Source organism: Streptomyces yunnanensis (genome assembly GCF_029011865.1).
Taxonomy (GTDB): domain Bacteria; phylum Actinomycetota; class Actinomycetes; order Streptomycetales; family Streptomycetaceae; genus Streptomyces; species Streptomyces yunnanensis.
In genome coordinates, this window is the sequence record NZ_CP095749.1 from 7,901,360 (window position 1) to 7,914,099 (window position 12,740).

Consider the following 12,740-nt stretch of genomic DNA (forward strand, 5'->3'; position numbering starts at 1 on the left):
GGTCCGTCCGAACGGACGGAGCGGACAGCGGTATGGCCGGCGGAGTGGCGAAGAACGATCAGCGGCGGCTCGCCGAGGTCGCGGGACTGGAACGGGACCGCGCCCTGCTCGGCCGCGCCAGCACGGCCGAGCGGGTCGCCGACATCCTGCGCGAACGGATCACCGAGGGCTACTTCCCGCCCGGCGTGCGGCTGTCGGAGGAGAGCATCGGCGGTGCGCTGGGCGTCTCGCGCAACACCCTGCGCGAGTCGTTCCGGCTGCTCACCCACGAGCGGCTGCTGGAACACCGGCTCAACCGCGGGGTCTTCGTGCGGATGGTGACCGTCGAGGACCTCGACGACATCTTCCGGGTACGGATGCTGGTGGAGTGCGCCGCGGTGCGCGGGCTGGGACCGGGGCCGTACGACGCCGCGACCACCCGGTCGGTGGCGGCGATCGAGGAGGCCGTGCGGGCCGGCGAGGAGGCCGCGGCGGACCGCGTCTGGGCCGAGCTGTCGACCGCCAACCTCCGCTTCCACCAGGCCGTCGTCGCGCTGGCGGGCAGCCCGCGCACCGACGAGCTGATGCGCGGCGTGCTGGCCGAACTCCGCCTGGTCTTCCACGTGATGGACGACCCGCGGCGCTTCCACTCGCCCTATCTGGTCCGCAATCGGCAGATCGCCGAGACCCTGCTGGCCGGCGACGCGGTCGAGGCCGAACGGCTGCTGCGCGCCTATCTGGAGGACTCGCGCGCCCAGCTGTCCGCCGCGTACGCCCAGCGCATCGCCGAGGGCTAGGGCCTGTCGTCAAACTCCCGCCTGCCTCGCGACGCCTGGCACGCACTCCCCCACGCCTTAAGGGCGCGGGGGGACCCCCATGCTGCGTTGTCGGGCTCATCCCGGTACGCCCGGTACCGGGATGACCCTCCGCCTTGAGATCGCACGCACCAGACGCCGCGAGGCCCGCCCTCCGGGCGAACGACGGGAGTTTGACGACAGGCCCTAGGGCGCTTCCGACCCTGGCCCATCGGGTTCCGACCCTGGCCCATCGGGCGGAGCCATCGGGCGGAGCCGGCGGACCGACCCTCGGTCCTGTTTTGTCGTCGCCAACCCCTTGTCGGATCGTTCAACAATCGCATAGCCTCCGCTGCAATTCCTGAGCAACCCCTCAACGCTCCCCCAGTGTCCGCTGCCCGTCGCCGTCGCGGCGCGCATCCGCGGGGGACCCGTCTACGCGGAAGGCGGATCCATGATCGTCCTCCTCGGCGTGCTCGTGGTCGTGATCGGCTTCGCCACGAAACGCAATGCCCTGCTGGTCGTCGCGGCGGCCGGCATCATCACCGGCCTGCTCGGCGGGCTCTCGCCCGCGAAGGTGCTGGCCGCCTTCGGCGAGGGCTTCGCCGGCAGCCGCGCGGTGACCATCTTCGCGATCACCCTGCCGGTCATCGGCCTCCTGGAGCGCTACGGCCTCCAGGAGCAGGCTCGCACCCTGATCGCCCGGTTCGGCCGGCTCACCACCGGGCGGTTCCTCGCGCTCTACCTGGGCCTGCGGCAGATCGGCGCGGCCGTGGGACTGACCAACGTCTTCGGGCACGCCCAGACCGTCCGCCCGCTGGCGGTCCCGATGGCGGAGGGCGCCGCCGAGCGCCGCTACGGCCAACTCCCCGCCCGCACCCGGGAGAAGATCCGCTCGTTCGCGGCCGGCGCGGACAACGTCGGCCTCTTCTTCGGGGAGGACGTCTTCCTCGCCGTCGGCTCGATCCTGCTGATCACCGGCTTCGTCAACACCACCTACGGGACCCACCTCGAACCGCTGCACCTGGCGCTGTGGGCGATCCCCACCGCGCTGTGCGCCTTCGTCGTCCACGGCTGGCGGCTGCTGCGACTGGACCGCTTCCTGGAGCGCGAACTGCTCGCCGCCAACGTCCGCCCCGCCACCGCAGAAGGGGCCGCCCGATGATCAAGGCAGAGTGGTTCTACTGGCTCGTCGGCCTCAGCTTCCTGGTGATGGCCGCCCAGATGGTCACCGACCGCAGCAACCCCAAGCGCTTCGGCACCGGCGCCTTCTGGGGCCTGATCGGCGCCGGGTTCATCTACAGCAGCTGGGTCGTCACCAAGCAGGCGCCGGCCGAACCGCTGGGCGCCGCGGTGCTCGTCATGGCCGTCCTCGCCGGCTTCGGCTTCACCGGCCGCGGCACCCCGCGCACCACCACCCCCGAGGAGCGCGCGGCGAGCGCCGCCCGGCTCGGCAACAAGCTCTTCGTCCCGGCCCTGACCATTCCGGTCGTCGCGATGGCCTGCGCGATCGGCGTCAAGCACCTGTCCATCGGGGGCGAACCGGTCCTCCAGACGGGCAGCGAGACCATCCTCGGCCTCGGCCTCGGCGCGGTCGTCGCGCTCGTCGTCGGCATGGTGCTGCTGCGCGAGAAGCGCCTCTCGGTGCCCGTGCAGTCCGGTCGCACCATGCTGGAGGCGATGGGCTGGGCGATGCTGCTGCCGCAGATGCTGGCCACGCTCGGCGCCATCTTCCAGGTGTCCGGCGTCGGCGGGCAGGTCGGCAAGCTCGCCACCGCCGTGCTGCCGAAGGACTCCCTCTACGTCGCCGTGGTCGTCTACTGCGTGGGCATGTTCGCCTTCACGCTCATCATGGGCAACGCCTTCGCCGCCTTCCCCGTGATGACCGCCGCCGTCGGCTGGCCCGTCCTGATCGGGCACTTCCACGGCAACCCGGCCGCCGTCCTGGCCCTCGGCATGCTCGCCGGCTTCTGCGGGACGCTGGTCACCCCGATGGCCGCCAACTTCAACATCGTCCCGGCGGCGCTACTGGAACTGAAGGACCAGTACGGGCCCATCAAGGCGCAGTTGCCGACCGCCGGCATCCTGCTGGGCTGCAACATCGTGATCATGGCGCTGTTCGCGTTCTGACCCGCCCCGACGGTCGTCCACGGTCGACGACGACCGCTCCGTCCGCTTCGCCCGCCTCCGCACCGCCCGAGAGGGACCGCATGACCTCCGCCACCCCGCCGAGCCGCACGACTCCCACCCCGCCCACCCGCGTCCTGTTCACCGGCTTCGAGCCGTTCGGCGGCGAAGCCGCCAATCCGTCCTGGCGCGCGGTGCGCGCCGCGGTGGCCGCCCCGCTCGACGGGCTGGCGCTGCACGCCGCCGAACTCCCCTGCGTCTACGGCGACTCGCTGACCGCCCTGCGCACGGCGATCGACGAGGTGGGTCCGGACATCGTGGTATGTGTCGGACAGGCGGGCGGGCGCCCGGACCTCACCGTCGAACGTGTCGCCCTCAACGTGGACGACGCCCGCATCCCCGACAACGCGGGCGCGGAACCGATCGACGCGCCGATCGTGCCGGGCGGGCCCGCCGCCTACTTCGCCACCCTGCCGATCAAGGCGTGCGTGGCCGCGGTGCGCGCCGCGGGCCTGCCGGCCTCGGTCTCCAACACCGCCGGGACCTTCGTCTGCAACCACGTCTTCTACGGGCTCGCCCACCTCATCGCCACCGAACTGCCCCATGTGCGCGGCGGGTTCGTGCACATCCCCTACGCGCCCGAGCAGGTCACCGACCGCGCCCAGCCGTCGCTGCCGGTCGACGCGGTCGCCACCGCGCTGCGCGAGATCGCCGTCACCACCGCCCGCACCCGCACCGACCTGCGGGTCGCCGAGGGGGCCACGCACTGAGCCACCGGCGCCGCCGGTAAAATGACCGGTCGGCCGGCCCGTGGGCCCCGTCGGGAATCCGGCGGCGGTCCGCCCATGAGTCGATCCGCGCCGTTTCGTCCGTTGTCGGTGCCAGCGCCTACTCTGTGCGACGTGACTTTCTCCGCCCCGGGGGCCGCTGCGCCCCAGCTCAACGGCCACGGCCGGCCCGCGCCGGGCCCGGCCGCCGACGAAGGACTGGCCCGCCGGCTGCGCGCGCTGGCGTGCACCGCGCCGCTGCACGACCTCGACGCGCGCAAGGCCAACCTCGCGGGCGAGTACGGGGTCTACGCGATGGCGGAGGTGGCGCTCGCCGTCATCGACCTGGTCACCCTGAACATGGACTTCGACACCGGCGCCGACCACGAGGAGATAGTGGCCAAGGTCCTCCCGCGGATCGCCGCCCAGGCCCCGGACCGCCCCGCCGCGGAGCACGAGCGGGTGGCCCGCTGGGTGCTGGAGAACCTCATCAACGTCGGCAGCGTCGACCGCGGCTTCCGCGCCGTCTACGGCACGTTCGACACCGACGGCGCATACGTCCGCCGCGACTACGACTTCAAGCTCGTCGAGGAGGTCCCCGGCGCCGGCGGCACGGTCTACCTCCGCGCCACCGACGAGGCGGTCAACGTCCTCGTCGGCGCCCTCGACACGGACGTCACCAGCGCCCAGATCGCCGCCGAGGTCAAGCTGGAGGTGCTGATCAGCCGGGGCCGGCTGGCCGACGCCCAGCTCGCCGCCGAGCAGGCCCGCTACCGCACCGTCCAGTACGCCGAGACCCTCCGCAAGACCCTGGAGGCCACCCGGCGCAACGTCCGCTCGGTCGACTGGCTGCGCACCGTCCCCGACATGATCAACGAGGCCCTGGACCACGTCGCGGACCGCTACCGCCACGAGAACGCCATCCTCACCAACATCCGCAAGGCCCGCGACGAGGCCGAGGCCGTCGACGCGCGCACCGGCGAGCACAAGCGGCGCGCCGCCGAGCTGGTCGACATCGTCAAGGACTGCATCCGCCGGCACACCCAGCTCCAGTCCCGGCTCCTGGAGGCCGGTCCGCTCTTCCGGGCCGAGCAGGACCGCCAGGCGTTCGCCGCCCCCGCCGCCCGCAGCGGCCTCGACCTCTACGGCCAGCTCGTCGCCCCCGTCCTCCCGCTCCCCGTCGAGCAGGCCACCCGGGTCACCGACGCCTTCTTCGCCCGCGGCACCGGCCTGCGCACCCCCGCCGCCGTCCGGGTCGCCGACCTCGTCGAGGTGCTGCTCACCCCGCCCGTGGAGCGCGAGCACCTGGGCGCCGAGATGCCCGAGCCCGACCTGGTCGCCACGCCCGACGACAGCCGCTTCAGCGAGGCCCAGCTCGACGCCGCGATGGCGCTGCTCGCGCTGCCCGCCGACGCCCCCCGCCGGCTCTCCGGCCTGCTCGCCGAGGCCCGCCGCGACGACCCCGAACTCCCGTATCTGGTCGCCCTGTTGGCGGTGCACGCCGCCAGCCCCCCGGTCGGCACCGCCTACCGCCAGGGCGAGCAGCAGCTGCTCTTCGCCGTCGACGACGGCACCGAGCTGATCGACCCCGAGTTCGGCGGCGCCGACCTCATCGTCGGCACCGCCCTGCTGGACGCGGCCGGGATGGCCGCCGACCGCTCCGAGGTCGCCTGATGCCCGCCGCGCAGCCCCGCCTCCTGATAGCGGCCGGACCGCCCCCGCTCCGCTCCGCGATACCCCCGACCGTCCCCCGCAAGGAGCTCCTCCCGTGACCCAGTACGACGCCGACGAGGTGCCGCAGCCCGACCCGGCGCCGGACACCGGCGAAACGGCCTGGGGCGCGCCCGCCGACGCCCCCGAAACGACCCCGGCGGACCAGGGGCGGCCCCAACCGCTCACCCCGGCCGACGCCGCCGACGCCGCCCGGCTGGTCTCCTTCGGCCTCCAGCCCAAGCTGCTGCCGGCCCGGGACGTCGAGTACGCCGACCTGCTCCGCCGCTATCGGGACGAGCCCGCCTTCGCCCGGCTCGCCGACGCCGTCGCCGGCGGCCTCGGCCTGGTCGTCCTGGAGGTCTCCACCCGCGCCGGGATGGCCGTCACCGCCGCCGAGGACTCCGTCTTCGCGGTCCGGATGGGCGACTACGCCCGCCGCGCCTCCGCCGACTCCGCCGACCGCTTCCTGCACGGCCTGGCCCATCTGGCGATCGCCGCGATGTCCTTCCCGCGCCCCGAGGACCTCGCCGACGACGGCTACATCGGCCGGATCACCGTCAACGGCGTCGACGCCTTCGTCCGCCAGGCGTGCCGCCGCCTTACGGAGCGCGCCGAGCAGGACGGCGAGAACACCGACCCGGTCACCGACGCCCCCGGCCTGGAGTCCGCCTGGCGGGTCTACGCCCGGCGCAGCGCCACCGGCGCCACCAAGGACGCCCGGCGGCTGGCCGGTTCGACCACCGGCATCATCGCCAAGGCCATCACCTTCCTCGTCGACTCCGGCTTCCTCCAGCGCACCGGCGACGACGCCGGCGGCGCCTACCGCACCACCGCCCGCTATCAGCTCCAGGTCCGCGACATGGCCGGCACCGCCGCCATGGCCGAGCTGCTGGAGCTGGGCATCGTGCCGGTCTCCGACGGCAGCGCCTCGCTGCTGCCCGGCGAGGAGACCGACGACCTCGACCTGGTCGCCGAGGCCGGCCTGCCGTTCCACTCCGGCTGACCACCCGCCGCCGCCCACCCCGCCCACCGACCCCTCCACACACCAACGAGAGTCCGCCATGTACGAGCTGTCCCGGGTCCGTCTCTACTCCATCGGGCCCGCCGGTGCGCGTTACGCCGACACCGTCCTGGACCTGCGCGGGGTCGGCGCGCCGGTGCCGCAGCCGGCCCCGGCCCAGGCGGACTTCTTCGAGGACGAACCGGTCGGCCCGCCGCGCCGCCCGGCCCCGGCCGGCGTGCTCTTCCTGGAGAACGGCGGCGGCAAGTCCGTCCTGCTCAAGCTGATCTTCTCGGTGATGCTGCCGGGCCACCGCAACACCCTCGGCGGCGCCAGCTCCGGCGTGCTGCGCAAGTTCCTGCTGGCCGACGACTGCGGCCACGTCGCCCTGGAATGGCAGCACGTCGTCACCGGCGAGTCCGTCGTGGTCGGCAAGGTCAGCGAATGGCGCGGCCGCCAGGTCTCCAACGACCCCCGCAAGTTCGCCGAGGCGTGGTACAGCTTCCGCCCCGGCCCCGGGATGAGCCTGGACTCCCTCCCGGTCGCCGAGGCCACCCTCGTCCGCCCCCGGACGGAGCACGGCGAGGGCGGCTCCGGCGCCCACGGCCGCCGCCGCACGATGAAGGGCTTCCGCGACGCGCTCACCGAGGCCGGCAAGAACTACCCCAACCTCGACGTGGTCTGGGAAGAGGTCCACGAGCGCTGGAACGAACACCTCGGCGACCTCGGCCTGGACCCCGAACTCTTCCGGTACCAGCGGGAGATGAACGCCGACGAGGGCGAGGCGGCCGGCCTCTTCGCGGTCAAGAACGACTCCGACTTCACCGACCTGCTGCTGCGCGCCGTCACCGACACCCGGGACACCGACGGCCTCGCCGACCTCGTCCACGGCTTCGCCCACAAGCTCGGCCGCCGCGCCGAACTCACCGCCGAACGCGACTTCACCGCCGGCTCGCTGGACCTGCTCTCGAAGATCGTCGAGGCCGCCGAGGCGCGCGAACGGGCCCGCGAGGTGCACGCCGGCGCCGAGCGCCGCACCCGCGGCCTGGCCCAGCGGCTGCACGCCCGCGGCACCGAGGAGCGCGGCCGGGCCGCCGAGCTGGCCGAGGCGGTCGCCGCCGCCGCGCACCGGGTCACCGACGCCGAGCGCGGCCGCGAGCGCCGCGCCCTGGTCTCCGCCGAACTCGCCTACCGGCACGCCTCGTTGGCGCTGACCGCCGCCGAGAAGGGCGCCACCGCCCAGCGCCGCGAGCTCAACGACGCCCGGACGCTGCACAGCGCCTGGCAGGCCGCCGAGATCGCGCTGCGGCACCGGGCCGCCGCCGACCGCTCCGCCCGGGTCGCCGCCGCCATCCGCGAGGCCGAGCGGGACGCCGCCCCGGCGCTGGCCGCCCGCGCCACCGCCGCCGCCGACCTGGTCCGCGCCCTGCACGGCGCCGCCGAGGCCGGCGAACGCGTCGCCAACGAGGAGGAGGAGCGCTCCGCCGCCCTCCAGGAGACCGGCGAGTCCGCGCACCGCGACGCCACCGCCGCCGCCACCCGCGCCCAGCGCGCCCGCAGCGAGTCCGACCACCTCAAGCAGCGGCTCGCCGAGGTCGCCGAGGAGACCGCGGAGGCGGTCCGGGCCGGCTGGCTCGACGACACCGCGCCGGACGCCGACCCGGCCCGCGCCGCGCTCGCCGCCTCCGACGCCGAGAAGACCGCCGTCGAGGCGTGGGACGCGGCCCGCGAGTCCGCCCGGCACGCCACCGACCGGGCCCGCGAGACCGCAGCGAGGCACTCCGCCGCCGAACTCGCCGCGGCCCGCGCCGAGGACGCCGCCCAGGCCGCCGAGCGGGCCCACGACGCCGAGCGGCGGGCCGCCGAGTCGATCGGCGCCGAGCAGCGGCTCACCGAACTCCTCGGCCTCCCCGAGGCGTCAACGATCGCCCTGCCCGGCCCCCGCACGGCCGACGGCACCGGATCCGCGGCCCCGCGCCGCGCCGCCGGCCCGCTCACCGCGGAGGAACTGGACCGCAGCGCCGACGCCCTGCACGAGCTGCTGGAGCAGGGCGTCGCCACCGCCGAGCGCCAGCTGTTCGACCTGCGCACGGCCGCCGCCGACGACGCCCGCATCCTGGGCGCACTGGGGGACGGCGGGCTGTTGCCGCCCGGCCCCGACGTACTGGCCGCGGTGGAGTACCTGGGCGAGCACGGCATCCCCGCGCTGCCCGGCTGGCGCTATCTCGCCCAGTCCGTCGACCCCGCCGACCACGCCCGGGTGCTGGCCGCCCGTCCCGAGCTGGTCGACGGCGTGATCATCACCGACCCCGACACCCACGCCCGGGCCCGCGAGGTGCTGGCGCAGGCCGCGCTGCTGCCCCGCTCCGCCGTCGCGGTGGGCACCGCCGCCGCGCTGCTGGCCCCCACCCCGGCCCCCGACGCCCAGGACAGCAGCGTCTCCGGTGTGTTTCTCGTCCCGCCGAACCCGGCCATGCACGACGAGTCCGCCGCCGACGAGGAGCGCCGCGCGCTGCGCACCTGCGCCACCGAGCGCGACGAGGAGATCCGGGTGCTGGCCGCCCGCCTCGCCGGCGACCGCGCGTTCGCCGCCCGCCTCGGCTCCTGGCGCGCGGGCTGCCCGGCCGGCCGGCTCACCGAGCTCGCCGAGGCCGCGGAGGCCGCCCGGACCACCGCGGAGGAGGCCGCCGCCGAGCTGGCCGAGGCCCGCACGGCCCGTGCCGAGGCCGACGAGGTCGCCACCGAGGCCACCCGGGTGCGCGACGAGCGGCAGGAGGCCGCCCAGCGCGCCCGGCGCGCCGCCGACCTGCTCGCCGGCCTCGCCCACCGGCTCCGCGAGCGCGCCGGCTGGCAGTCCCGGATGCGGGAACTGGCCGACGAGGCAGTGGAGTTCGAGGCCCGCGCCGAGGAGTGCGTGGACCGCGCCCGGGCCGCCGACGAGGACCGCCGGGCCGCCCAGCGGGCCGCCGACGACGCCCGCCGCACCGCCCGCGCGCTGCGCGCCGAGCGCGCCGAGATCGCCGGCGTCCCCGACGACCTGGGCGAGGCCCCGCAGGAGCCGACCGCCTCGCTGCCCGCGCTCCGCGAGGCGTACCGCGCCGCCTCCCAGCTCTACGAGAAGGTCGGCGTCGGCGCCGATCTGCGCGCCGAGCAGGCCCGCGCCGAGGGCGACGAGTCCGCCGCCCTGGCCGAGCTCAATCGCCTCACCAACAAGGTCCGCACCCGCGCCGAGCAGCTACTCCAGAGCCCGGACGCCGCCGACGGCCCGTCCCGGCAGGCCGCCGCGGGCCGCGCCGAGTCGCTGGTGCAGATGCTGGAGACCCGTGCCTCGGCCGCCAGCGAGCAGCTCGGCCGGCTGCGCGGCGAGGCGGAGCGACTGGCCCCCACCGACGGCGAGGCGCACACCGAGCTCCCCGAGGAGCTGGCGCCCGCCGACGCCGACCGGGCCAAGGAGCTGCTGCGCACCGCCAACGGCGAACTGGCCACCGCCACCGAGGCACTTGAGGCCGCCCGCGCCGAGCACGAGGAGCTGCTGCGCGCACACCGCGGCGCCGAGGACGCGGCCGGCGGCTTCGACGAGACCGCCGCGCTGCTGCGCGATCTGCTGCGGGACCACCCGGACGCCGAAAAGGGAGCGGAGGGCGAGGACGCCGCCATCGAGCCGTACGCCGGCGGTCCGGCCGAGGCCCGGCAGGCCGCCGCGGAGTCCCGCCGCTCGCTGCGCGGCTGCGCCGCCGACCTCTCCGCCGCCGAGGGCGCGGTCCGCGAGGCCGCCGACGTCCTCGTCCGGCACGCCAACGCCACCCGCTACGAGCAGGTGCGCACCCCCGCCCGGCAGCAGATCCGGGAGCTGCCGGCCGCGGCGCTGCCGGACCACGCCGCCAAGTGGGCCGAGGCGTTCGCGCCCCGCCTGCGGGTGCTCACCGACGAGCTGGCGCAGCTGGAGCGCAACCGCGACTCCATCGTCGACCGGCTGCGCGGCCTGGTCGAGTCGTCGCTGACCACGCTGCGCTCCGCCCAGCGGCTGTCCCGGCTGCCGGAGGGGCTGGGGGAGTGGTCCGGCCAGGAGTTCCTGCGGATCCGCTTCGAGGACCCCGACCAGGCCACGCTGACCGACCGGTTGGGCGAGGTCATCGACGAGGCGACCCGCTCGGCGGTCAGGAAGAACAGCGACCTGCGGCGGGACGGGATGTCCCTGCTGCTGCGCGGGGTGCAGGCCGCGCTCCAGCCGCGCGGGGTGGCGGTGGAGATCCTCAAGCCGGACGCGGTGCTGCGCGCCGAGCGGGTGCCGGTGGGACAGATGGGCGACGTCTTCTCCGGCGGTCAGCTGCTGACCGCCGCCATCGCCCTGTACTGCACGATGGCGGCGCTGCGCAGCAACGACCGGGGCCGCGACAAGCAGCGGCACGCCGGCACGCTGTTCCTCGACAACCCCATCGGCCGCGCCAACGCCACCTATCTGCTGGAGCTCCAGCGCGCCGTCGCCGACGCCCTGGGCGTCCAACTCCTCTACACCACGGGCCTGTTCGACACCACCGCGCTCGCGGAGTTCCCGCTGGTGATCCGGCTGCGCAACGACGCGGACCTGCGGGCGGGCCTGAAGTACATCAGCGTCGAGGAGCACCTGCGGCCGGGCCTGCCGCAGGCGGACCCGTCCGGCGAGGTGGTGCACGGGGAGATCACGGCGACGCGGATGTACCGCCGCCCGGAGGAGCCGGCGGGGGCCGCGCCGACCGCCGGCTGAGCGGGCCGCCCCGGCCGAACGGGCGGGGCGGCCACCGCGCCCGGGCTCAGCCGCCGTACCCCATCCGGCGGGAGAGCTCGGCCGCGGCCTTCACCGCGGCCTTCGCCAGCTCCGGGAGATGTTCCCGGGCCATCCGGTAGGCGGGCCCGGAGACCCCGATCGCCCCGATGACCGTCCCGTCGTAGGAGTGGACGGGCGCCGCGACGGCGTTCAGCCCGGTCTCGAACTCCTCGGTGGTGCAGGCGAATCCGTCCTCGCGGGCGGCGGCCAGCTGCTCCCGGACGGCGGCCGGGGCGGTCAGGGTGTCGCCGGTGAACCGCGGCAGCTTGCGGCCCAGCAGTGCCTCCCGGCGCTCCCGGGGCAGGTGGGCCAGCAGGACCTTGCCGCTGGCGGTGGCGTGCAACGGGGTGCGGCGGCCCAGCCAGTTGTGGGCGGTCACCGCGGCGGAGCCCCGGGCCTGCATGATGTTGACCGCGGCGTCGCCGTCCAGCACCGCGATGTTGGCGGTCTCCCCGGTCTCGTCGGCCAGCGCCCGGCACACCGGCTGGCCCTCCTGCGAGATGTCCAGCCGGATCGCCGCCGCGCCGGCCAGCCGCAGCACCCCGGCGCCCAGGAAGTACTTCCCGCGCTCCCTCTCCTGCTCGACCAGGCCGCGGTTCTCCAGGACGCCCAGGATCCGGAACGCCGTCGACTTGTGCACGCCCAGTTCGTCGGCGAGTTCGGTCACCCCGGCCTCGCCCAGCCTGGCCAGGCTCTCCAGCACGCTCACCGCGCGGTCCACGGACTGGACGGAACTCGCCCCGCGCCGCTCCTCGGCGCGCCGCTCCGCCGCATCTGTCGTGTTCGCCATGGCTCTTCGCCTCACCACCCGTTGCCCCCGACGGACCCGCCTCGGGGCCGTTCGCCGGGAAGGAAGCCCTCGACGGGGCGCCGCCCGGCCTGGATCTCTGTTGCGCATCGCGCGACGTCATGCGCAATTCACAACGTGATGATACCGATCGGTGCCCGGGGGGACAGGGCGTCGCCCCGCACGCCCCGCGGCCCGGTCCTCGGTCCGTCAGGCCGCCGCGCGGTCCGTCCGCGACGGCCCCTCCGGTGGCCGCCGGCGCTCCTGCCGGCGGGCCTCCCGGCGCTCCCGGCGCAATTCCCGGGCGGTGCTGCTCGGCTCGGACCGCACCCCGTGCCGCTGGACCCAGACCTGGCGCGTCACCCAGACGTCCAGCACCGCCCACGTGGCGACGATCGTGCTGGCGACCGTCGAGAGGACCGCGGGGAACGCGAACCAGGACCCCGCCAGCGTGCACAGGAAGGCCACCATGGCCTGGATCAGGGTGACCGCCACGATGATGACGGCGCGCACCGCGGCCGTCCGCACCGGATCGGCCATCCGGCGCCGAGCCGTCGGCTCCACCTGCCACAAGGGACGCCTGCCGCCGTCCATCGCGTCACTCTCCCCGCACTCTCCCCGCACCCGGGGCCGCCCGACTCCTCGGTGGCTGCCCGGGTTTCACCGGATACATGCCACACGAGGCGGGCTCCTGTCCACTCCGCGTCCCCCTCCGGCGTCACACACCGGGGTGCGCGGAAGCGCCGCGCAGGGCCGGCACGGGCCGCGC

Annotated in this window: 9 protein-coding genes; 7 read left to right on the top strand and 2 right to left on the bottom strand. The window is 75.3% G+C overall.

What is annotated here, in order from left to right; translation table 11 throughout:
- The first annotated feature begins 32 nt into the window (after nt 1-32).
- The 7 genes from MOV08_RS34460 (at nt 33) to MOV08_RS34490 (ending at nt 11,124) form a co-directional block, all read left to right on the top strand.
- On the top strand, nt 33-776 hold the full coding sequence (locus MOV08_RS34460) for a GntR family transcriptional regulator (RefSeq protein WP_275310200.1): 744 nt from the start codon (nt 33-35) through the stop codon (nt 774-776).
- A gap of 451 nt (nt 777-1,227) precedes the next feature.
- Entirely contained in the window at nt 1,228-1,938 is a 711-nt protein-coding gene (locus MOV08_RS34465; protein ID WP_275310201.1) for a DUF969 domain-containing protein, read from the top strand.
- Nucleotides 1,935-2,903: a DUF979 domain-containing protein gene (locus MOV08_RS34470; RefSeq protein WP_039638242.1), complete on the top strand. Its 969-nt coding sequence runs from the start codon at nt 1,935-1,937 to the stop codon at nt 2,901-2,903. Before MOV08_RS34465 ends, MOV08_RS34470 begins: the two co-directional genes overlap by 4 nt.
- 80 nt (nt 2,904-2,983) lie before the next feature.
- Complete coding sequence (gene pcp / locus MOV08_RS34475; protein WP_275310202.1) at nt 2,984-3,670, top strand: pyroglutamyl-peptidase I; 687 nt, start codon at nt 2,984-2,986, stop codon at nt 3,668-3,670.
- A 132-nt stretch (nt 3,671-3,802) separates the two neighbouring features.
- Nucleotides 3,803-5,341: a hypothetical protein gene (locus MOV08_RS34480; RefSeq protein ID WP_275310203.1), complete on the top strand. Its 1,539-nt coding sequence runs from the start codon at nt 3,803-3,805 to the stop codon at nt 5,339-5,341.
- A gap of 94 nt (nt 5,342-5,435) precedes the next feature.
- On the top strand, nt 5,436-6,383 hold the full coding sequence (locus tag MOV08_RS34485) for a hypothetical protein (RefSeq protein WP_275310204.1): 948 nt from the start codon (nt 5,436-5,438) through the stop codon (nt 6,381-6,383).
- 58 nt (nt 6,384-6,441) lie between these two features.
- Nucleotides 6,442-11,124 carry a coiled-coil domain-containing protein gene (locus tag MOV08_RS34490; RefSeq protein WP_275310205.1) on the top strand — a complete coding sequence of 1,561 codons (4,683 nt, stop codon included), beginning with the start codon at nt 6,442-6,444 and terminating at the stop codon, nt 11,122-11,124.
- A gap of 46 nt (nt 11,125-11,170) precedes the next feature.
- Here the strand turns inward: MOV08_RS34490 and MOV08_RS34495 are convergent, their stop codons facing one another.
- On the bottom strand, nt 11,171-11,974 hold the full coding sequence (locus MOV08_RS34495; protein WP_275310206.1) for an IclR family transcriptional regulator: 804 nt from the start codon (nt 11,972-11,974) through the stop codon (nt 11,171-11,173).
- Between the two features lie 207 nt (nt 11,975-12,181).
- Complete coding sequence (locus MOV08_RS34500) at nt 12,182-12,535, bottom strand: hypothetical protein (protein ID WP_420834236.1); 354 nt, start codon at nt 12,533-12,535, stop codon at nt 12,182-12,184.
- Nucleotides 12,536-12,740: the final 205 nt, after the last annotated feature.

Coding starts and splice junctions, on each gene's coding strand:
- MOV08_RS34490 (WP_275310205.1), top strand. CDS start 6,442: ATGTACGAGCTGTCCCGGGTCCGTCTCTACTCCATCGGGCCCGCCGGT.
- MOV08_RS34460 (WP_275310200.1), top strand. CDS start 33: ATGGCCGGCGGAGTGGCGAAGAACGATCAGCGGCGGCTCGCCGAGGTC.
- MOV08_RS34465 (WP_275310201.1), top strand. CDS start 1,228: ATGATCGTCCTCCTCGGCGTGCTCGTGGTCGTGATCGGCTTCGCCACG.
- MOV08_RS34495 (WP_275310206.1), bottom strand. CDS start 11,974: ATGGCGAACACGACAGATGCGGCGGAGCGGCGCGCCGAGGAGCGGCGC.
- MOV08_RS34470 (WP_039638242.1), top strand. CDS start 1,935: ATGATCAAGGCAGAGTGGTTCTACTGGCTCGTCGGCCTCAGCTTCCTG.
- pcp (WP_275310202.1), top strand. CDS start 2,984: ATGACCTCCGCCACCCCGCCGAGCCGCACGACTCCCACCCCGCCCACC.